At 72.9% G+C, this 20416-nt stretch carries 18 protein-coding genes, 1 tRNA gene and 1 pseudogene; 9 read left to right on the top strand and 11 right to left on the bottom strand.

The genetic code is table 11. The features are described from left to right. The first annotated feature begins 25 nt into the window (after positions 1–25). The gene (locus tag GPA02_RS05850) at positions 26–511 is read left to right on the top strand and encodes a hypothetical protein (RefSeq protein ID WP_156198971.1); all 486 of its coding nucleotides are present in this window, start codon (positions 26–28) and stop codon (positions 509–511) included. Positions 512–589: 78 nt separating this feature from the next. Next, a tRNA-Asn gene (locus GPA02_RS05855) sits at positions 590–662 on the top strand. 59 nt (positions 663–721) lie between these two features. On the opposite strand, the gene GPA02_RS05860 is transcribed toward GPA02_RS05855, so the two are convergent. The 5 genes from GPA02_RS05860 to GPA02_RS05880 form a co-directional block, all read right to left on the bottom strand. After that, complete coding sequence (locus GPA02_RS05860) at positions 722–988, bottom strand: hypothetical protein (protein ID WP_156198972.1); 267 nt, start codon at positions 986–988, stop codon at positions 722–724. Between the two features lie 134 nt (positions 989–1122). Next, positions 1123–3078, bottom strand: a complete 1956-nt coding sequence (dnaG, locus tag GPA02_RS05865) for a DNA primase (protein ID WP_156198973.1) — start codon at positions 3076–3078, stop codon at positions 1123–1125. A 9-nt stretch (positions 3079–3087) separates the two neighbouring features. Next, a complete protein-coding gene (locus GPA02_RS05870) occupies positions 3088–4557 on the bottom strand; it encodes an MFS transporter (protein WP_156198974.1) in 1470 nt (489 codons plus the stop codon). Beyond that, entirely contained in the window at positions 4554–5132 is a 579-nt protein-coding gene (locus tag GPA02_RS05875) for an ArsR/SmtB family transcription factor (RefSeq protein WP_156198975.1), read from the bottom strand. Before GPA02_RS05875 ends, GPA02_RS05870 begins: the two co-directional genes overlap by 4 nt. Before the next feature lie 387 nt (positions 5133–5519). After that, positions 5520–6803: a deoxyguanosinetriphosphate triphosphohydrolase gene (locus GPA02_RS05880; protein WP_156199162.1), complete on the bottom strand. Its 1284-nt coding sequence runs from the start codon at positions 6801–6803 to the stop codon at positions 5520–5522. Between the two features lie 153 nt (positions 6804–6956). On the opposite strand from GPA02_RS05880, the gene GPA02_RS05885 reads away from it, so the two are divergent. Then, positions 6957–7340, top strand: a complete 384-nt coding sequence (locus tag GPA02_RS05885) for a DUF1330 domain-containing protein (RefSeq protein ID WP_156198976.1) — start codon at positions 6957–6959, stop codon at positions 7338–7340. On the opposite strand, the gene GPA02_RS05890 is transcribed toward GPA02_RS05885, so the two are convergent. After that, positions 7315–8097 carry a helix-turn-helix domain-containing protein gene (locus GPA02_RS05890; protein WP_204986514.1) on the bottom strand — a complete coding sequence of 261 codons (783 nt, stop codon included), beginning with the start codon at positions 8095–8097 and terminating at the stop codon, positions 7315–7317. The genes GPA02_RS05885 and GPA02_RS05890 overlap by 26 nt on opposite strands. Before the next feature lie 89 nt (positions 8098–8186). Here GPA02_RS05890 and GPA02_RS05895 point away from each other — a divergent pair, with 89 nt between their 5' ends. Beyond that, the gene (locus tag GPA02_RS05895) at positions 8187–9953 is read left to right on the top strand and encodes a glycoside hydrolase family 13 protein (RefSeq protein WP_156198977.1); all 1767 of its coding nucleotides are present in this window, start codon (positions 8187–8189) and stop codon (positions 9951–9953) included. Between the two features lie 48 nt (positions 9954–10001). Here GPA02_RS05895 and GPA02_RS05900 read toward each other — a convergent pair whose 3' ends face one another. From GPA02_RS05900 to GPA02_RS05910, 3 genes are all read right to left on the bottom strand, one after another. After that, positions 10002–10886, bottom strand: a complete 885-nt coding sequence (locus tag GPA02_RS05900) for a sugar ABC transporter permease (RefSeq protein ID WP_156198978.1) — start codon at positions 10884–10886, stop codon at positions 10002–10004. A gap of 1 nt (position 10887) precedes the next feature. Next, positions 10888–12474 (bottom strand): ABC transporter permease subunit, encoded by a 1587-nt coding sequence (locus GPA02_RS05905; protein WP_156198979.1) that lies wholly within the window; start codon positions 12472–12474, stop codon positions 10888–10890. A gap of 135 nt (positions 12475–12609) precedes the next feature. Next, positions 12610–13851, bottom strand: coding sequence for a sugar ABC transporter substrate-binding protein (locus GPA02_RS05910; RefSeq protein ID WP_240133913.1), 1242 nt, complete (start codon positions 13849–13851; stop codon positions 12610–12612). A gap of 158 nt (positions 13852–14009) precedes the next feature. Here GPA02_RS05910 and GPA02_RS05915 point away from each other — a divergent pair, with 158 nt between their 5' ends. From GPA02_RS05915 to GPA02_RS05920, 3 genes and pseudogenes are all read left to right on the top strand, one after another. Further along, complete coding sequence (locus tag GPA02_RS05915) at positions 14010–15041, top strand: LacI family DNA-binding transcriptional regulator (RefSeq protein WP_156198981.1); 1032 nt, start codon at positions 14010–14012, stop codon at positions 15039–15041. 211 nt (positions 15042–15252) lie between these two features. Then, positions 15253–15372, top strand: a pseudogene (locus tag GPA02_RS19590) (type IV toxin-antitoxin system AbiEi family antitoxin domain-containing protein); the annotation flags it as partial. A 66-nt stretch (positions 15373–15438) separates the two neighbouring features. Further along, a complete protein-coding gene (locus GPA02_RS05920) occupies positions 15439–16176 on the top strand; it encodes a DUF559 domain-containing protein (RefSeq protein ID WP_162457714.1) in 738 nt (245 codons plus the stop codon). 175 nt (positions 16177–16351) lie between these two features. Here the strand turns inward: GPA02_RS05920 and GPA02_RS05925 are convergent, their stop codons facing one another. Together GPA02_RS05925 and GPA02_RS05930 are read right to left on the bottom strand one after the other, a co-directional pair. Then, entirely contained in the window at positions 16352–17824 is a 1473-nt protein-coding gene (locus GPA02_RS05925) for an alpha-amylase (protein WP_240133914.1), read from the bottom strand. A gap of 56 nt (positions 17825–17880) precedes the next feature. Further along, entirely contained in the window at positions 17881–18099 is a 219-nt protein-coding gene (locus tag GPA02_RS05930; RefSeq protein WP_156198984.1) for a KTSC domain-containing protein, read from the bottom strand. An 84-nt stretch (positions 18100–18183) separates the two neighbouring features. Between GPA02_RS05930 and GPA02_RS05935 the strand changes: the two genes are divergently transcribed. Further along, complete coding sequence (locus tag GPA02_RS05935) at positions 18184–19572, top strand: MFS transporter (protein ID WP_156198985.1); 1389 nt, start codon at positions 18184–18186, stop codon at positions 19570–19572. Then, on the top strand, positions 19569–20402 hold the full coding sequence (locus tag GPA02_RS05940) for a ChbG/HpnK family deacetylase (protein ID WP_162457715.1): 834 nt from the start codon (positions 19569–19571) through the stop codon (positions 20400–20402). The genes GPA02_RS05935 and GPA02_RS05940 overlap by 4 nt, the downstream gene beginning before the upstream one ends. The last annotated feature ends 14 nt before the right edge of the window (positions 20403–20416 follow it).

Raw genomic sequence — 20416 nt, forward strand, 5'->3', positions numbered from 1 at the left:
CGTCGCGATGTGATGCACTGGAGCCGTGGAGAAGCGCAGCAAGCCGCCGGCCTGGGTGGGCCGGTCCGTCCCCGGCAAGGTCATGGTCGCGGAGGCGCTCGACGACGGCCGCTGGCTCGTGCTGACGCGCGACGAGGTCGCGCTCGTGGCCGAGTCCGGGCTCCAGTGGCGCCGGCCATGGTTCGAGGTGGAGCGCGGCGAGTGGGACGGCGAGAGCCACACTCTCACCGTGCACTGGGTCGGCGACGCGACCCCGGTGCCGCTGACGACGCGGAGTGAGTCGCCGAAGACCCTCCCGCTGGCGTTCCGGGAACGGGTCGACGCCAGCGTCGTGCACGTCGAGACCGAGCGCGCGCGTGGCGGCGGCAGCCTGCGCGGCGCGGTGCGCCGTCGGCCCGACGGGAGCCTGCTGGTGCAGGTGCTGGGTGTCGGCCGCCTCCGCCCCGGCCCCGAGCTGGAGACGCAGGTCGACGCGCTCGAGGCGCGGCTGCGCGACGCCGTCGGCCTGTGAGCCGCCGGCGGGTGTGACGAGCGCCGCAAGCGCGTGTGTCGGGGCACCCCCGCGAGACCGCTATGATCGTCCGGGCGATCCCCCGTAGCTCAATTGGCAGAGCGTCCGACTGTTAATCGGCAGGTTACTGGTTCGAGTCCAGTCGGGGGAGCTTCACCAGCGGGACGACGACGGCGTCACTCCCCCGCAGCCCCATCGCCCGCCCGCCGCTCACCGGCGCGTGATCGCGCCCGCCCACACCCACGCCACGCCCTCGCGGCCGTGCTCGTCGCGGTAGCGGACGTGACCGGCCGTCGGGGTGTAGGCGGTGGCGACGGCCTCCAGCCGCGCCCAGCCGAACCGCGCCCGCGGCACCCACACCAGCACGGGGACCGGCGGGTCGAGCGGCCGCACCGGCTGGCCGACCGCCGCCGGCGGCAACGACAAGGCACCCTCGTGCAGCGGCACCCGGTCCGGGTGGCGTCCCTCTCCTGTCACACGACCATTCGAACAGGTGTGCGAGTGATGTGTGCGGGATCGGCACGCCGTGGGCGCACGCTGTTGCACGGGCTCTGCGGTCCCGCGGGTCTCGGCCACCACCACACGACCCCGAGGTCGCCGCGCTCCCGGCGCTACTCCCCCTGCAGCGCCCTGCGGCGCTGCTCGAGCGCGATCAGCTCGGCGAACGTGGTCTGGTAGCTCGGGTCGTCGGGCTCGGTGCGCTGCAGGCGGGCCTTCATCTCGCCGATCTGGCGGTTGAGCCCCAGCCGCACGAGCGCGAGCAGCACGCCGCGCGCCCACGGCCCGATCGCCTCCGGGCGATCCTCCGGCAGCGGCGCCACCGCGAGCTCGGTCACCATCCCCGCGACCGGCCCGGCCGACTCGCGCACCGACTCCGCCCACTGCGCCACCGCCTGGGCGGGCGCTGACGTCCCGGCTCCGCGCGCCGTCAGCTCCTCGACGAGCGCGCCGTAGGCGGCGACCCCGCCCGCGGCGCGGATGGCGTCGTGGACGGCGCGGTGGGCGGGCACGGCGAAGGTGTCGGCACCGAGGTCGTCGAAGCCGGCGGCCAGCGCGTGCTGCGGCAGCTGCAGCACCGCGACCAGCACCTCGCGCTCCAGGCGCACGACCGGGTCGTCCGACCGCGGGCGCTGCTGCTGCGGCGGGGGCGCCGGTTCACCGCGGTCCTCCGGACCGGTGCGTCGCTCCTGGGGCCGGCCGTCCTCGCGCCCGGCGCGCTGCACCGCCTGCCGCACCGACACCTCGTCCATGCCGAGCCAGCCGGCGAGCTCGCGCGCGTACTCGCCGCGCAGCGCGTGGTCGCGGATCCGGGCCACCACCGGCGCGGCCGTGCGCAGGCCCGCCACGCGCCCCTCGGCGGTGCCGAGATCCACCTGCCGCAGCACCGAGCGGATCGCGAACTCGAACAGCGGCTCGCGCGCCGCGACGAGCTCGCGCACCGCGGCGTCGCCGCGCTGCTGCCGCAGGTCGCAGGGGTCCATCCCGCTCGGCTCCACCGCCACGAACGTCTGCGAGGCGAACCGCTGGTCCTCGTTGAAGGCCCGCAGCGCGGCCTTCTGGCCCGCCTCGTCGCCGTCGAACGTGAAGATCACCTCGCCGCCGACCGCCGCGCCGCTGGAGAGCATGACGCCCGAGGCGCCGCCGACGCCGTCGCCCAGCAGCCGCCGCACCACCCGCACGTGCTCCGCACCGAACGCGGTGCCGCACGTCGCGATCGCCGTCGGCACACCGGCGAGGTGCATCGCCATGACGTCGGTGTAGCCCTCGACGACGACGACCTGCTTGCGGCGTGCGATCTCGCGCTTCGCGAGGTCGATGCCGTAGAGCACCTGCGCCTTGCGGTAGAGCGGGGTCTCCGGGGTGTTGAGGTACTTCGGCCCCTGGTCCTCCTCGTACAGGCGGCGGGCCCCGAAGCCGACGACGTCGCCCGTGGTGTCCCGGATCGGCCACACGAGCCGGCCGCGGAACCGGTCGTAGGCGCCGCGGTTGCCCTTCGACGCCAGGCCCGACGTGACCAGCTCGGCCTCGGTGAACCCGCGGCCGCGCAGGTGCCGGCTCAGCGACTCCCAGCCCTTGGGCGCGTACCCGACGCCGAACGGCTCGGTCGCGGCGCGGTCGAAGCCGCGCTCCGCGAGGAACTCGCGCGCCACGCTCGCCTCGGGCGACTCCAGCTGCTCGACGTAGAACTCGGCCGCCACCCGGTGCGCCTCGAGCAGCCGCTGCCGCCGCCCGGGCTCCATGCCGGGCCGCGCGCTGCCGCCGTCCTCGTAGCGCAGCTGCACGCCCACCCGGCCGGCGAGGTGCTCGACCGCCTCGGTGAAGGAGAGGTGGTCGATCTTCTGGACGAAGGAGATGACGTCGCCGCCCTCGCCGCAGCCGAAGCAGTGCCACAGCCCCACCTGCGGCCGCACGTGGAAGCTCGGGGTGCGCTCGTCGTGGAAGGGGCACAGGCCCTTCATCGAGCCGACGCCCGCCGCCTTGAGGGTGACGTGGGCGCCGACGATCTCCTCGATCCGCGCCCGTTCCCGGACCGCCGCGATGTCGTCGCTGCGGATCCGGCCTGCCATGGCGCGAGTCTATTGCTCCCGCACGGCCGGACTCGCTCCGTCCACGTTCCCCGCCGCGGTGCCGGCTGCCGGGCCCGGCACGCCGTCGGCCACCTGCTCGTCGAGGTGCTGACCGGCGTCGGGCAGGTCGTCGGCGACGCCGGTCTCGGCTGCCGCGGCGGCCTCGGCCGCGCGGATCTCGGCGGTGCTCACGCGGCGCAGCGCGTAGCCGAGCACGAGGAAGTGGCCCACGCCGGCGAGCAGGAAGACGCCGCGCAGCGCCCACTCGCGCGGCACCACACCCTCCCCCAGCGTCACAAGCGCGCCACCGAGCACGGTGCCGATCGAGATCGTGCCCCAGCCGAAGAACCGATAGACCGAGTTCACCCGGCCGAGCAGCCGGTCCAGGATCAGCCGCTGCCGCAACGAGACCGTGATGACGTTCCACACGACGATGAAGACGCCGCCGACCAGACCGCACAGCCAGAACGCGACCGCCCACGGCAGCAGGCCCATGAGCGTCGTCGCGGCCCCCATGCCGACGATCGAGACCACCAGCGCGGTGCCCGGCGAGAGCCGCGCCGTGACGCGCTCGGCGAGCAGGGAGCCGAGCACGGCACCCGCGGCGAACCCGGTCGTCACCAGCCCGAACTGCCAGCCCTCGTAGAGACCGAGCACCTCCTGCACGAACAGCACGCTGACGACGAACGCGATGTTGCTCAGCAGGTTGAGGATCCCCAGCAGGATCGCGAGCGTGCGGATCAGCCGGTGGCTCCACAGCCAGCGCAACCCCTCCCCGATCTCGCCCTTCCAGTCGATGCGGCGGCTGCGCTCGACGTCCTCGCCGCGCGGGCGGAACGTCCCGACGAGCGCGAACACCAGCGCCGCGCTGACCGCGAGCAGGCCGGCGTTGACGAGGAACGGCACCGCGAGCGCGACCGCGAGCAGGATGCCCGCGAGCGGCGGGCCGACGAAGCTGTTCATCGTGGTCTCGGCCGCCCACATGCGCCCGTTCGCCTTCTCGAGCTGGTCGGACCGCACCACCGAGGGCATCAGCGTCTGGGCGGTGTTGTCGCGCAGCACCTCGGCGCAGCCGAGCAGCAGCGACGCCGCGCACAGGGCCGCCACCAGCAGGGGCCCGCTGGCCGGCTCGGGTGCACCGGCCGCCAGCTGCTCCGGCGTCGGCAGGTCCTGCTGGTAGCGGAGCACGACCGCACCGAGCGCCGCGACCACCACGACGCGCACGACGTCCATCCAGGCGACGAGCCGCCGTCGGTCGACACGGTCGGTGATGACGCCCGCGGGCAGGCTGAACAGCAACCACGGGATGCGGCTGGCCACGCCCACGAGGGCGATCGCGAGCGCGTCGCGCGTGACGGCCGAGGCCAGCCACACCATCGCGACGCTCATGAGGCCGTCGCCGAGGTTCGCCGCCGTGGCGGAGGCGAACAGCTTGCGGTAGTTGGCGCCCAGCGGCGCGCGGGTCGCGGTGGTGCTCATGCGTCCTCCTGGTGGCGCAGGGGCGGCCGCTCGGTCGCGTAGACGCCGAACACCAGCGCGTAGGTGACGTCGCCCTCCGCGGGCTGGGAGGCGAACTCCATGACGAGGTCGTTGAGGCGATGCGCCCACTCCCGCGCCCGCTCCGGCGAGATGCGTGCGTAACGCATGTTCGCGGTCAGCTCGCCGCCCGGCGCGTGCGAGATCTCGGCGGCGGCCTGGGCGAGCACGCGCTCCTCCTCCCCCACGGCCTCGTGCTCGCGCTGGTAGAGGAACACCCGCGCGGTACGGCCGTAGTATTTGGCCTCCAGCGCACGGACCCGCTCGGTGCGCACGACCCGCACCAGGCCGGCGTCGGCGAGCACCTTGAGGTGGTGGCCGACCGTGCCCTTCGGCTTGCCGAGCACCTCCGCGAGCTCCGACGTCGTGGCCGCGCGCTCCAGCAGCAACGACACGATCTCCTTGCGGGTGTCCTCGAACAGCGCCCGGTACTGCGCCGGGTCGTCGAGCTCGAGCATCTCGTCGAGCTCGTAGTCGGGTGTCGACGGCGGCGCCCCGCCGGGCTTGTTGTCGGCCATTCCCGTATGGTCGGCCATTCCCGACCATACTGTCAAGGCCGACCATTCGCCGTCGTCCCGGGGGCGGGTCGGGAGGCGGGCTACGCGCCCCCGACGGGCCGGACCGCGGCGGACTGTCGCCACGGGAGACGCGCGACGCCCCGCGTGGCCAAGCCCCGCACGCGCACGGGCCCATCAGCGCGCAGAACCCGCCCACGCGGTCGATTCCGCACACACGACACCCACCTCCACGCGCAGAACCCGCCCACGCGGTCGATTCCGCACGCACGACGCCCACCTCGAGGACCCGCGGTCGGACCCGCACGCCGGCGTGCCGCGCGCGCACGGATCACACGGGCCGACGCCGCAGACGCGGCTCGAGCCGGCGGAGCCGTCTCTCGTGCGCCCTCAGGCGGGATCGCGCGGCCCGCAGAGACGGGCGTGCCAGGCGTAGGCCGACAGGTCGGTGAGCGAGGCGACCTGGTCGATGACAACGCGCAGCCGGGCGGCGTCGTCGGCGGCCTCGCGCCAGTCGGCCAGGAACATCGGCTCCAGCGCCGCCTCGGCCCTTTCGGCGAGGACCTCGACGAGCTCGGCGAGGACGACCCGTTGCCGGTGGTAGACCGGCTCGTCCTCGCGCGGCGCCATCACGTAGGCGGCCGCGATCCCCTTGAGGACCGCGATCTCGGCGAGGATCTCGGTCGGCACGACGATCGAGGCGTCGTAGCGGACCAGCCGGCCCTCGCCGTAGCGGGCGCGGGTGGCGGCGGCAGCGGCGTCGCAGAACCGGCCGATCAGCTGGCTGGTCATGTCCTTGAGCGCGGCGAGCGCGCGGCGGCTGCCGTCGTGGGCCGTCACCCAGTACGGCAGCGCGACCAGCCGGTCGAGCGCGTCGCCGAGCTCGTCGTCGGAGATGTCCGGGTCGTACCAGTCCCGCACCTGCGTGACGACCTTCTCGTGCGCGGCGGCTGTCGTGAGCATGCCGGGGTCGACGCGGCCCAGCACGATCGCGTCCTCGACGTCGTGCACCGAGTAGGAGATGTCGTCGGCGAGGTCCATCACCTGCGCCTCGAGGCACCGCACCCCCGCCGGGGCGCCCTCGCGCAGCCAGCGGAACACCTCCGCGTCCTCGTGGTAGACCCCGAACTTCGCGGTCACCAGACCGTCGGAGCCGACCGGCCCCTCGCCGCTGAACCACGGGTACTTGGTGGCGGCGTCCAGGGAGGCGCGGGTGAGGTTGAGACCGCACGGGACGCCGTCGGGCGTGAAGGTCTTGGGCTCCAGCCGGGTGAGGATCCGCAACGTCTGGGCGTTGCCCTCGAAGCCGCCGATCGACATCGCCACGAGGTCGAGCGCGTTCTCGCCGTTGTGCCCGAACGGCGGGTGGCCGAGGTCGTGCGACAGGCAGGCGGTGTCGACGACGTCGGGGTCGCACCCCAGGGACTTGCCCAGCTCGCGCCCCACCTGCGCGACCTCGAGGGAGTGCGTGAGCCGGGTACGGACGAAGTCGTCGGAACCCGGCCCGAGCACCTGCGTCTTCGCACCGAGGCGCCGCAGCGCCGAGGAGTGCACCACACGTGCGCGGTCACGCTCGAACGGGGTGCGGCTGGCGCGCTTCGCGGGCTCGGGGAACCACCGCTGCACGTCGCTCCCGGCGTAGCCGGCCCCCGGCTGCTCGGCGCCCGAACGCATGCTGGAGGTCACCCCGAGGAGCCTAGTTGCTGCGGTCGCGCGACCGGACCGCGCCGTCGGTGACGGCGCATGACCTCCGAGGTCATCGACGTCGAGCGACGCCTCCGGCACCGTGGCGTGGGTACCCCACCCGACGCACGAGGAGGAGCCACCGTGACCGCGTACGTGATCGGCCACCTGCGGCCGACCTACCCGCACACCGACATCGCCGACTACATGGACCGCGTCGTCGCGACCTTCGAGCCCTACGGCGGGGAGTTCCTCGTGCACGGCACGCGCCACGAGGTCCTCGAGGGCACCTGGGAGGGTGGCGTCGTCGTCGTCGGGTTCCCCGACCTCGAGGCCGCCCACGCGTGGTGGGACTCCTCCGGCTACCGGGCGATCGCGCCCCTGCGCTCGCGCCACATCGACGGCGACATCGTCGTCGTCGACGGCGTCGCCCCGGGGTACCGACCCGCGGCGGCCGCGGCAGAGATGCGGGAGGCGGCGGCAGCCGACGGCTCGCGCGCGGTCAGCCCAGCAGCCGTCGACGCGTGAGGTCGTCGGCGGGCAGGAAGGTCTCCAGGTGCAGGCCGGCGAGCGCGGCGTCACCGGCGTCCTCGACCTGGGTCGCCACGCTCACCAGCCGCAGCAGCTGCCCACCGCTCTCGACCTCCAGCAGCGAGACCGGGCCGAGCGGCGGCGCGCCCGGGTCCGGCTCGGCACCGGGGTAGCCGCGCACCTCCTCGCGCAGCGCGACCAGAGCTGCCGGCGCCGCAGCGCGCGCGATCCGGCGGTCGAGCTGGTGCAGCAGCCGCGCCCGCCAGGCGGCCAGGTTGCGGATCCGGGGGGCGAGGCCGTCCGGGTGCAGGCAGAGCCGGACGACGTTGAGCGGCGGCTCGAGCAGCCGCGGGTGGCTACCGGCGACGAGCGCGTCGACGGCGGCGTTCGTGTCGACGACGTCCCACCGGTCGTCCAGGAGCAGCGCCGGGTAGGGCTCGTGCGCGTCGAGCAGCCGGCGCAGACCCGCCATCACCGCGGCGACCGCGTCCGCCTCGAGGCCCCGGGCGGGTCCGCGCGGCGCGAAGCCGCCCGCGACGAGGAGCCGGTCCCGCTCCGCCTCGGGCACGTCCAGGACCGCGGCGAGCCGCAGGATGAGGTCCGCCGACGGCGTCGACCGGCCGTTCTCGACGTAGCTGAGGTGCCGTGTGCTCACCTGTGCCGCGGTCGCGAGCGCGAGCTGGCTCAGCGACCGTCGCTGCCGCCAGCGGCGCAGCTCGGCGCCCACCGGCGAGACCTTCACGGGGCTGACCACCGTCCGAGGGTAGGCATCGGCACGTCGGGCGCCGGCCGACCCCCGCTCGGCGTTTTGCGTCGCCGAGAGGCCGCGGGAACAATGAGGTGGTGACGACGACCTCCCCCGCGCTCGACCCCGAGGCCCTCACGACCACGACGCTCGTGCACCCCGCGACGGCCGAGGCGCAGTGGTGGCGCAGCGCGGTGATCTACCAGGTCTACCCGCGCAGCTTCGCTGACTCCGACGGCGACGGCCTGGGCGACCTGCCGGGCATCACGGCGCGCCTGGGTCACCTGACCCGGCTCGGAGTCGACGCGCTGTGGCTGTCGCCCTTCTACACCTCGCCGCAGCGCGACGCCGGCTACGACGTCGCGGACTACCGGTCGGTGGACCCGCGCTTCGGCACGCTCGCCGACGCCGACGCGCTCATCGAGAAGGCGCACCGGCTGGGGCTGCGGGTCATCGTCGACCTGGTGCCCAACCACACCAGCAGCGAGCACGCGTGGTTCCAGGCCGCGCTCGCCGCGGCGCCCGGCTCGCCCGAGCGTGCCCGGTACGTGTTCCGTGACGGCAAGGGGCCCGGCGGCGAGCAGCCGCCCACCAACTGGCGCAGCGTCTTCGGCGGCCCCGCCTGGAGCCGCGTCACCGAGGCCGACGGCCGCCCGGGCCAGTGGTACCTGCACCTCTTCGACGCCACCCAGCCCGACCTCAACTGGGAGAACGACGAGGTCCGGGCCGAGCTGGAGTCGGTGCTGAGGTTCTGGCTGGACCGTGGCGTGGACGGCTTCCGCGTCGACGTCGCGCACGGGCTCGTCAAGGACCAGTCCTTCCCGGACTGGGGCCACCGCACCGACATGGTCAGCGGCGACGACGAGGACGACGCCGGGCACGACCCGGGCCCCTCGCCCTACTGGGACCAGCCGGGCGTGCACGACATCTACCGCCGCTGGCACCAGGTGCTCGCCGGCTACGACGGCGACCGCTGCCTCGTCGCCGAGGCGTGGGCGGACACCCCGGAGAAGATCGCCGCCTACACGCGCCCCGACGAGATGCAGCAGGCGTTCAACTTCGACTACCTCACCACGCCGTGGGACGCCACCCGGCTGCGGGAGGCGATCACCGACGGGCTGACCGCGAGCGACGCCGTCGGGGCGCCCTGCACCTGGGTGATGTCCAACCACGACGTCGTGCGCGCGAGCTCGCGGCTCGGGCTGCCGGAGACCGGCAAGGGCCCCAACGGCATCGGGGCCGACGACCCGCAGCCCGACGCCGAGCTCGGGCTGCGCCGCGCGCGCGCCGCCGCCCTGCTGATGCTGGCGCTGCCGGGCTCCGCCTACCTCTACCAGGGCGAGGAGCTCGGGCTGCCCGAGCACACGACGCTGCCCGACGAGGTCCGCGAGGACCCCGCCTTCTTCCGCACCGGCGCGGCGGAGAAGGGTCGCGACGGCTGCCGCGTGCCGCTGCCGTGGGAGGCCGACGCACCCGCGTTCGGCTTCTCCCCCACCGGCGCCACCTGGCTGCCGCAGCCCGCGGACTGGGGCGGCTTCGCCGTCGACGCGCAGAAGGGCGTGCCGGGCTCGACCTACGAGACCTACCGCACCGCGCTGCGGCTGCGCCGCGACTTCCGGCTCGGCACCGGCTCGCTCGCGTGGGTCGACGGGCTGCCCGACTGCACCGCCGAGCGCGTGCTCGCCTTCACCAACCGCGAGCTGCTCGTGCTGGCCAACCTCGGCGCGGAGGCCGTCGCGCTGCGCGACGTCGAGGTGCTGCACGCCAGCGGCCCGCTGGGCGGCGGGCTCGACGGCGAGGTGCTCGTGCCGCACGACACGACCGTGTGGGCCCGGCTGCGTCGCGACGACGCCGAGCGGGACTGACCCGCCCGACGGCCGCGACGCCGTCGACCCGCGAGGCGCGGGACGCCGTCAGCCCTTGACGGCGCCGGCGACCAGCCCACCCACGATGTAGCGCTGCAGGAACTGGAACAGCACGACGATCGGGATCGAGGCGATCACCGCACCGGCGGCGAAGATCCCCCAGCGCGCGTCGAACTGCCCGGACACGAACTGGTAGAGCCCGACGGCGACCGTCAGCTGGTCCTGCTGCGTCAGCACCACGCGGGCGATGATGAAGTCGCTGAAGGAGCCGACGAACGCGAGCAGCGCCACGACCGCCAGCACCGGCGCGACCAGCCGCAGGATGATCGTGAAGTAGATACGGCTGTGCGAGGCGCCGTCGATGCGCGCCGCCTCGTCGAGCTCCCGCGGCACCGAGTTGAAGAACCCGTACATGAGGAACGTGTTCGCGCCCAGCGCGCCGCCGAAGTAGACCGCGATCAGCGCGGCCTTGCTGTTGAGACCCAGCAGCGGCACCGCGTGCCCGAGGGCGAGCAGCAACAGCAGGATCGCGACGAACGCCAGCAGCTGCGGGAACATCTGCAGCAGCAGCAGGAACGTGAGCGTGCCGCGGCGGCCACGGAAACGGAAGCGGGAGAACGCGTATGCGGCCGCCGACGCCATCAGCACGGTGCCGACCGAGGACACCCCGCCGATGATCAGCGAGTTCGCCATCCACGTCCAGAACAGGGTGTCGAACAGCGCGTCGTACTGGACTGTGGTGACCGAGGTGAACAGCCCCGAGGTGCCGCTCAGCGTGCCGCGCGAGGACAGCGACGCCGAGAGCACGAACACGATCGGGAAGATCGCGTAGAGGATCGCCGCCACGGCGATCAGGTAGCGCCACGACAGCTCGCGCCACCACCGCACCCGCTGGGCCTGCTGCCGGGAACCGGTCGCGTCGACGACGGCCATCTCAGAGCACCTCCTCGAGCTTGCGGGTCTGTCGGAAGCCGAGCCAGGACACCAGGCCGACGATCAGGAAGATGACGATCGACATCGCGGCGGCCAGCCCGTACTGCTTCGTGCCCGCCACCACGGCCACCTTGTAGACGACCGAGATGAGGATGTCGGTCTCCCCCAGCGCCAACGGGTGGCCGGGGATGTTCGGCCCGCCCTCGGTCACGAAGTAGATGAGGTTGAAGTTGTTGAAGTTGAAGGCGAACGAGGCGATCAGCAGCGGCGCCACCGAGATCATGAGGAGCGGCAGCGTGATCGAGCGGAACTGCCGGAAGGCGCTGGCGCCGTCGAGCCGGGCCGCCTCGTAGACGTCGCCCGGCACGGCCTGCAGCGCGCCGGTGGCGATGAGGAACATGTACGGGAACCCCAGCCACAGGTTGACCGCGATGATCGAGAACCGCGCCAGCCACTCCTCGGTCAGCCACGGGATGTCGGCGCCGCCGAGGATCGTGGAGTTGATGAAGCCGTACGGGTTGTTGAGCATGCCGCGCCACACCAGCGCTGCCAGGAAGCCCGGGAACGCGTAGGGCAGGATCAGCAGCGACCGGATCACCTTGCGGCCGCGCACCCCCGGGTGGTTGAACGTCATCGCGAGGAACAGCCCGAGGAAGAACGTCGTCGCGACCGACAGGAACGCGAACGCGAACGTCCACGCACCGGCCTGCAGCAGCGCGCTGCTGATGCGGCTGTCGGTCAGCATCCGCTGGAAGTTCTCGAACCCGACCGTCACCGGCCAGCCGGGCGTGAGCCGGGAGCCGTCCGGAGCGGCGAAGAAGCCGCGGTCGTTCGGCGTGTAGACGACCTCGGTGGTGAGGTCGGTGAAGGTGTCGGTCGCCTCGTCGTAGCTGTAGCGCGGCGACGACTGGAAGCCGACCGAGCCGGTCTGGGTCCGCACCCAGCCGTCGGCGGGGTCGTCCGAGAACGGCACCCGCAGCGCCGTCACCTCGCTCTGCACCTCGAGGATCTGGCCGAGGTTCAGCACCGTCCAGCCGGGCACCTCTTCGGGCGCACCGTTGCCGCCGACGGTCGCGCCGCCGACCGGCTCGAGCGGCTCCTCGGCCGTCCCTGCCTGGACGACGCCGTCGACGACGACGGCGAACCCCAGGTCGCCGGCCTCGTCACGGACGACGGCGAGCGGCAGGTCGGCCGCGCCCTCCACGCGCACGTCGCCCGTGCGCAGGATCTGCTCGATCGCCTGGTCCTTGCGGATCGTGTTCTCGGAGCCGTAGTTGGTGAACGCGATGTAGGCCGTGTAGCCCATCGTGAACACCTGGTAGACCAGCAGGAAGACGATGCCGGGCAGCAGGTACTTCGCGGGCACCATGCGCCGGCTGACGTAGACCCAGTTGACGACGACCAGCAGCACGGCGGTGAAGCCGAGGATCGCCCACTCCTGGACCATGAGGGCCGAGTACGCGGCGTACAGCAGGCCGGCGTTCAGCAGCGCCATCACGGCGAGCTTGACGACCCACCAGCGGTTCAGCTCGCGGGCGTGGGAGGTGGTGGCCCGTGGCGGGGTCTCCGACGGGGCGACGGTGCTCATCGAGTCTCCTGGGTCAGGCGCGACGTCGCGCGAGACGGGCGGCCGGCTCCGCCCGGTGCAGGTGGACCGTGCCCCCGAGGCGCGGTGCGGCGTCCCGGGGGCACGGTCGGAGCATGCAGGGCATGCCCGAGGGCGTCAGCCGATCGCGCCCTGGATGTTGTCGACCATGGTCTGCCAGGCGGCCTCCGGGTCGCTGGCGTCACCGGAGATGATGTCGGCCTGGGTGGTGCCCCAGAAGTCCCACACGGCGCCCATCTGCCGCAGGGAAGGCATCGGGACGCCGACCTCGCCGGCGGCGGCGAAGCCCTCGACGATCGGGTCGTCGGCCGCGATCGCGTCGGCGGCCTCGGTCAGCGCCGGGATGCGGCCACCGGACTCGTAGAGCGCGGTGTGCACCTCGAGGGTGGAGACGTAGTCGAGCAGGAAGGTGTTCGCCAGCAGCGCGTTCTCCGACTGCGCGTTCACGAAGAAGCCCTGCACGCCCACGAACGGGGCGGCGGTCTCACCACCGGCCGACGGCACCGGCAGCACCGAGACCTCGAGCCCGGCGTCGGTGAACGCCGAGATGTTCCACGGGCCCGTCACGATGAACGGGGCCTCGCCGTTGGCGAACTTCTCCTTGGCGATGTCCGCGGTGATCGCGGTGTCGAGGATGCCCGAACCGTTCGAGCCGTTCTCGGCGAGCCAGTTCGCGAAGGCCGCACCGGCCTCGCCGCCGAGCGCGAGCTCGGGCAGGTAGGAGCCGGACTCGTCGGTCGCGAAGACCGGCGCCCCGAAGGAGGTCTGGAACGGGTACATGTGGTACGCGTCGCCCGCGTCGCCCTGCTGGAGCAGGAAGACGTGCTCGCCGCCGGCGGCCTCGCCGGCCTCGACCATCTCGTCCCATGTGGTGGGGCTGGCGTCGGTCATGCCGTCGTTGCGGACGAGCGCGATGTTCTCGATGCCGTACGGGACGCCGTAGTTGGCGCCCTCGTAGCTGAAGGCGTTGACGGCGACCTCGGCGAAGCCGTCCGCGGTGGCGCCCAGGTCGATCGGCGCGACGACGCCGCTCGAGACGAGCTCACCGGTCCAGTCGTGCGCGCCGACGATGATGTCCGGGCCCTCACCCGTGGGGGCCTGCGCCAGGAACTCGGGACGGATGTCGTCGAAGTTCTTCTGGACGATCTCGATCGTGATGCCGTTGTCGGCCTCGAACTGGGCGGCGACGTCGGCGAGCGGGCCTGCCCGCAGCTCGTCGGCCCAGATGGTCAGCGTGCCGCCGGCGGCGGGGGCGCTGGTCTCCTCGCCGGTGGCGTCGTCGGTCGTGGGGTCCTCCCCGCCGCCGCCACCGGAGCATGCGGCGAGAGCCAGGGTCAGGCCCGAAGCCGCAGCGATCATGATGCCTCGACGCATCTGTCACTCCTGTTGTTCGTGAGCTCGGCCGCGAACGCGTCCTTGGCGTGCGGCCCTTGGCGGGAACCGTACGCCGGAGTCTTTCGGGATGCAAGATCTTGCTGTAACTTTCAGAACGCCGTTGCAGGACGAGGAGGTCGGGTGTGAGCACCCCCAGCACGAGCAGCCGGACACGGTTGACGGACCTGGCCGAGCTGGCGAACGTCAGCACGGCCACCGTCTCGCGCGTCCTCAACGGCAAGCCCGGCGTCGCCGCCGAGACCCGCCAGGCGGTGCTGCAGGCGCTCGACCTGCTCGGCTACGAGCGCCCCGAGCGGTTGCGAGGCCGCTCCAAGGGCCTGGTGGGCCTGGTCGTGCCCGAGCTCACCAACCCCGTGTTCCCGCTGTTCGCGCAGCGGATCGCGTCGAACCTGGCGACAGCCGGCTACACGCCGCTGCTGTGCACGCAGGTGCCGGGCGGCACCACCGAGGACGAGTTCACCGAGATGCTCCGCAACCACGGCGTCGAGGGGATCGTGTACGTCTCCGGTCTCCACGCCGACCGGCAGGCCGGCCACGAGCGCTACCAGCGGCTGCGCGCGGACAACCTCCCGATCGTGCTCGTCAACGGCTACCTCGACGACCTCGACGCCTCCTTCATCTCCGCCGACGACGGCGAGGCGATGCGTCTCGCGGTGCGCCACCTGACCTCGCTCGGGCACCGCCGCATCGGTCTCGCGGTCGGCCCGCACCGCTTCACCCCGGTCGTGCGCAAGATCGAGGGGTTCGCGCAGGCGCTGCGCGCCGCGCTCGACGTCGACGACCCCGAGGAGTGGGTCGCGACGTCGCTGTTCACGCTCGAGGGCGGCCAGGCGGCCGCCTCGGACCTGCTCGACCGCGGCTGCACCGGCATCGTCTGCGCCTCGGACGTGATGGCGCTCGGCGCGGTGCGCGCCGCCCGCAGCCGCGGCCTCCACGTCCCCGACGACGTGTCGGTCATCGGCTACGACGACTCGCCCCTCATCGCGTTCACCGATCCCCCGCTCACGACGATCCGGCAGCGCGTCGAGGAGATGTCGGCCGCCGTCGTCCACGCCCTGCTCACCGAGATCGACGGCGCCACGGCGCCGCGCACCGAGCTCGTCTACGCCCCCGAGCTCATCGTGCGCGGGTCCACCGCCCCCGCCCCCTCCTGATTTCACCGCACTTTGCAACACACCCCGGTTTCACCGCGCTTTGCAACTGGCCCCGGTTTCACCGCACTTTGCAACAAGGTCGGGTCGCCCGTGCTGCGTAGCGCGCGATGCGGTCGCGCGCCTATCCACAGGTAGCCCGCGCTGCACCGCCGTCCACAGCAGGGGTCGGACGCCTGAGAACCTCACGGCGGGGTGGCGTAGTCATCCTTCGATGAGCGACGCCGTCCTTCACCACCTCGGCCGTGAGACCTCAGGAGTCTTCACGCCCGCCATGGCCGCTGCCGCCGGAATCCCTCGCGTCGGCCTGACGAGGATGCGACGCGCCGGCCTCGTCTCCCGCGTCTGCGGACTCGGCCACGTCGCGGGCAGCGGACGTCCGACGATCGAGCAACGCGCAGTGGCCGCGTGCCTGACCTGGCCCGACGCCGTCGTGTGCGAGCGCACCGCCGCCATCCTCCACGGGCTGCTCGGGGCCGAGCATGACGACGGGCTGACGCACGTCCTCGTCCCGAACGGTCGGCGACCCTTTCGTGGGCTCGCCACCCACTACTGGAGCGTCCGACCGACCGAGGTCGAGAGGCGCGGCGCGATCGCTCTGACGGATGGGCTGACAACGCTCGCCGACTGCCTCGGTCGCTTCGACGACGTCGACGCCTGGGGTCTGCTCGCCTGGCTCGCCACCCGAGACCGGATCACGGCTGACGACGTCGAGGCCCAGATCGCCGAGCGATACCACCTGTACGGCGTCCCACGGCTGCGCTCGATGGCCGCCGCGCTGCGTCGAGGTGCCGTCAGCGCAGCAGAGGTGGAGCTGCACGAGTTCCTCGATCGGTGCGGCTTCACCGGCTGGGCGGGCAACCAGAAGATCTGGCACGCGGGCACGATCGTGGCGAACGCCGACGTGCTCTTCGCAGAGGAACGCCTCGTCCTGGAGTTCGACGGTCGGCTTGCGCACCCGCGCGAGCGAGGTCGCACGACGCCCCGCCAGCGGCGCGACGACCAGCGCGACCGCCTGCTGCGTGCCCTCGGTTATCGGGTGATTCGCATCAGGTGGGAGCAGCTCGTGTTCCGGCCTGACCTCTTGCGACGCCTCATCGAGTACGCGCTCTCGGCCGCACGCGAAGCTGTCGGATAGCACCGGGCGGATGTCTCCCAGGCGTCAACACGACGGCGGACGTTTGTCTGAAAGTACGGTCACACACTTGGGATGTTCCAAAGTGCGGTGACACCGCGGAGTGTTCCAAAGTGCGGTGAAACCGGGGTGTGTTTCAAAGTGCGGTGAAAGTGGGGCGGGGCGTGAGGGGCGGGCGTCAGGGGCGGGCGAGCGCGAGGGCGTGGATCGCGAGGGCGGAGACGGGGGCGACGGTGGCGGTGACCGTCCCGTCGTCGGCGACCTCGACCGTCTCCCCCGCGCACGCGCCGTCGACCATCGGGCCGGCGGCGACGTCGCAGTAGGTGCCCGGGGCGAGCGACGTCGACCAGGTGCCCTCGTACGGCTCCTCGGCCTTGTTGACCACGACGAAGCCGGCGTCGCCGCGGCCGAAGGCGATCTGGCGGGTGTCGTCCCACCAGTCGGTGACCGGCTCGCCGTGGGTGGCGTCGTGGAAGCCGACCATGCCCGCCACCGCCGGCCAGGCGTGCGTGCACACCCACTCCCCCTCGGACCGCCCGACGGCGGGACCCACCTCGGCCGGGCACGTCGCGTCGATCACGGCGCCGTCGGCGTCCTGGGGCGGGCCGGCGTCGCGGTCGGAGAAGGCGTAGCCGGAGTAGACGACCGGGGTGCCGTAGTCCGTCGCGAGCAGCAGCACGTTCGCGAGCGCGTACGTGGCGCCGTCCTCGGCGGTCAGCGTGCGTCCGTTGCGCTCGGTGTCGTGGTTGTCGACGAAGGTGACCGCGTGCTCGCCGTCGAGCATGGCGACCGTGCCGAGGTCGGCGAAGACCCGCAGCGACCCGCCCTGCAGCATCCCGACGAGGTTCTCGCCCCATGCGAACTCGTAGACGAGGCCGGCGTCGACGTAGTGCTCGGGGGCGATCGGCTCGCCCGCGCCGCGGATGACCTCCTGCAGGATCGCGACGTCGTCGGGCAGGTCGGCGACGATCGCGGCGACGTCCTCGGGCGGCATGTGCTTGGCGGCGTCGATGCGCAGGCCGGTGACTCCCAGCGAGACGAGGTCGGCGAGGTAGGCCCTCAGCCGTTCCCGCACGCGCGGCTCCTCGGTGCGCAGGTCGGCCAGGTTGACCAGCTCGCACTCGCGCACCTGGAGGCTGTTGCGGTAGTCGGCGATGTCGCCGTCGGGTGTGAGCCCGCAGCGGTGGAAGTCGTCCTCGGTCCAGATCCCGGGGTACTCGTAGTGGCGGTAGCTCGACCCCGCCCAGCCGGTGGCGACCTGCTCGTCGTCGCCGATCCCGGTCATGTGGTTGACGACGGCGTCGGCGTAGACGGCCACCCCCGCCTCCTCGCACCGCTGCACCATCGTGGCGAACTGCTCGCGCGTGCCGAGCCGCGACTCGACGAGGTAGGAGACCGGCTGGTACGCCGTCCACCACTCCTCCCCCAGCACGTGCTCCTGCGGCGGCGACGTCATCACCCAGCCGTACCCGGCCGGGCCAAGGGTGCGCTCGCACTCCTCGGCGATCGCGTCCCACGTCCACTGGAACATCTGCACGCCGACGACGTGCGGCCCGTCCTCGCGCTCCGGCGCGTCGCTCGTGCAGGACGCGACGCCCAGCAGCGCGGCGAGCGCGACGGCGGCCACGGCCACGCGACGTCGTGCAGGCACGGGCTCCTCCGTCCGGTCGGTGCCGCTCACCCTATACGCGCCCGGCCGGCCCCGCCTCAGTCCTCGAACACCTCGCGGCCCGGGTAGTGCGGCTTGATCTCGCGGTTGACGAAGGACCCGATCGAGGGCGCCGCCAGCAGCGCCCGGTGGACCGACGGCGGCACGAGCGAGTACCGGTAGACGTCGCCATGGGCGTACTCGATCTCGAGCTCGTTGGTGGCGGGGTCGTAGCCGACGGCGCTCACCGCCGACGACTGCACCGGTTCACGCCGCACGGGTTCAGCGTGCGCCACCCGGGCGCCGACGGGCAAGAGGTGGCAGGATCGCGCCGAGCCCGCGCCGGAGCAGGAGGTTCGTCCATGGCCGACCCGATCGAGCAGTCGACCGCCGCCGAGGGGGCGCCGCGCCCCGCCGGCGCACCGGTGCGCCGGACCCCGCCGTGGCGCTACGCGCTGGGCATGTTCGGCACGTCGATCCCGATCAACATGATCAAGGGGTCGATGATCCTGTTCTACGTCGACATCCTCGGCCTGGACGTGCGGGCCTACGGGGTCGTCATGGTGATCTACGCCGTCATCGACGCGATCGACAACCCGCTGCTCGGCCACCTCTCGGACGGCACGCGCACGCGCTTCGGGCGACGGCGGCCGTGGCTCGTGATCGGTGCGCCGCTGCTGGCCGCGTCGATGATCGCGTTCTTCTCCGCGCCCACGTCGTTGGAGGGGATGTCGCTCGTGCTGTGGTTCGCGGTGTTCGCGATCCTGTGCGAGGCGTTCGACTCGATGCTCAACGCGAACTACGGCGCGCTGCTGCCCGAGCTGTTCCCGCAGGAGAAGGACCGCGCGGTCGCCAACGGCCTGCGCCAGGGCTTCCAGCTGGTGGCGCTGATCGTCTCGCTCGCCGTCACGCCGCTGCTCACCACGCGGGTCTTCGGCACCGAGACGACCACCGAGGGCTTCCGCACCACCGCGATCATCTACGGCGCGGTCGCGGTCGTCGTCATCGTCGTCATGGCGCTGGGCGCGCGTGAGAACCCGCGCTACGCCGCGACGGAGCGCCCGCCGTTCCTGCCGAGCGCGCTGGCGATCCTGCGCAACCCGCTGTTCTGGAAGGTCGGCCTCATCGGCGCGTGCTACGCGATCCCGATGGCGCTGGTGCTCTCGGGCGTGCAGCTGTTCGTCCGCTACTCCCTCGACCTGCCGGTCGCGAACGCGCTGTACCTGCAGGGCATGGTCATCGTGGTCTCGGCGATCGGCCTGGCCGTCTGGACCCGGGTGGTGGCCCGCAAGGGTGCGCTGTGGACCTGGCGGCTCGCGTTCCCGCTGCTGTGCCTGAGCTTCGTGGCGCTGTTCTTCGCACGCGACCTCGTCACCGGCGTGCTCGCGGGCGCCGTCGTCGGGGTCGGCTGGTCGGGGATGCTGGCGACCAACGACCTCATCGTGGCCCGTGTGCTCGACGGCGACGCCGTGCGCCACGGCACCCACCGCGAGGGCCTGTTCCTCTCGGCGTTCGGGTTCTTCGGCCGGCTCAACGGTGTCGTCACCGGTGCGGCGCTCGCCTCGCTGGGGATCTTCTTCGGCTACACCTCCGGCGACGACCCGGGCAACGACCCCGGCACCGCGTTCCGCGTCTACATGTGCGTCTACCCGTTCGTGCTCACGCTGATCGGGTCGGTCGCCGCCCGGTTCGTGCACGTGCCCGAGCAGACCCCGCCGGAAGCCGTGGAGCCGGCGCCCGCGACGCCGTGACGCGCCGGCTCGTCGTCACCGCCGACGACCTCGGCCGCGACCCCGCCACCGACGCCACCGTGCTCGGCCTGCTCGCCGCCGGGCGCGTGACGGCGACCACGCTGCTGGTCGTCACGCCGCACGCGGCCGCCGCGGCCGAGGCGGCGACCCGGCTCGGGGTGACGCCGCGGCTGCACGTCGCCCTCACCAGCGAGGGCGGGCTGCCGCCGTGGTCGCCGCTCAGCGGCGCCCCGTCGCTGCACGACGGCGGAGGTCAGCTCCCCGCGGACCCGCAGGTCCTCGACGCGCACGCGGTCGAGACCGACGTGCTCGCCGAGCTCGACGCCCAGCTGGCGTGGATGCACGAGCGCGGTCTGCACCCCTGGGGCGTCGACTCCCACGCCGGCACCCTGTACGGACTGGCGGGGCGGTCGTGGCTCGGGCCGGCGCTGTGGTGGTGCGGGTCCGCCGGGCTGGCGTTCCGGCTCCCCCGCGACCTGCGGCCCTACCTCGGCGGACCACCCGCGCCGGAGCTGGCACGACGGCACGAGGCCGCCGTCGCCCTCGCCGACGAGCTCGGGGTGCCGCTGCCCGCGGCGATGCTGACCAACCGGCGGAACGCCGCCGAGCTCGGCGACTACGAGGCGCTGCGCGATCACCTGGTCGCCGCGCTCGACGACCTGCCCGACGGCGTCAGCGAGCTCTTCCTGCACCCCGCCGAGGGGCTGCCCGGCGAGGCGGGGCGCACCCGCGCGTGGGAGGCACGGCTGCTCCGCGACCCGGCCTGGTGGGACGCGGTGTCCCGCGCCGGGGTCGAGCTGGTCCACGACTGGCAGGACGCGCACGGCTGATCGCGCCGCCCGTC

Source organism: Actinotalea caeni (genome assembly GCF_009733795.1).
Taxonomy (GTDB): domain Bacteria; phylum Actinomycetota; class Actinomycetes; order Actinomycetales; family Beutenbergiaceae; genus Pseudactinotalea; species Pseudactinotalea caeni.

Bases quoted from the DNA above. Each gene is read 5' to 3' on its own strand.
- dnaG (WP_156198973.1), bottom strand. From the start codon at position 3,078: ATGGCAGGCCGGATCCGCAGCGACGACATCGCGGCGGTCCGGGAACGG.
- GPA02_RS05870 (WP_156198974.1), bottom strand. From the start codon at position 4,557: ATGAGCACCACCGCGACCCGCGCGCCGCTGGGCGCCAACTACCGCAAG.
- GPA02_RS05875 (WP_156198975.1), bottom strand. From the start codon at position 5,132: ATGGCCGACAACAAGCCCGGCGGGGCGCCGCCGTCGACACCCGACTAC.
- GPA02_RS05880 (WP_156199162.1), bottom strand. From the start codon at position 6,803: ATGCGTTCGGGCGCCGAGCAGCCGGGGGCCGGCTACGCCGGGAGCGAC.
- GPA02_RS05900 (WP_156198978.1), bottom strand. From the start codon at position 10,886: ATGGCCGTCGTCGACGCGACCGGTTCCCGGCAGCAGGCCCAGCGGGTG.
- GPA02_RS05905 (WP_156198979.1), bottom strand. From the start codon at position 12,474: ATGAGCACCGTCGCCCCGTCGGAGACCCCGCCACGGGCCACCACCTCC.
- GPA02_RS05910 (WP_240133913.1), bottom strand. From the start codon at position 13,851: ATGATCGCTGCGGCTTCGGGCCTGACCCTGGCTCTCGCCGCATGCTCC.
- GPA02_RS05935 (WP_156198985.1), top strand. From the start codon at position 18,184: ATGGCCGACCCGATCGAGCAGTCGACCGCCGCCGAGGGGGCGCCGCGC.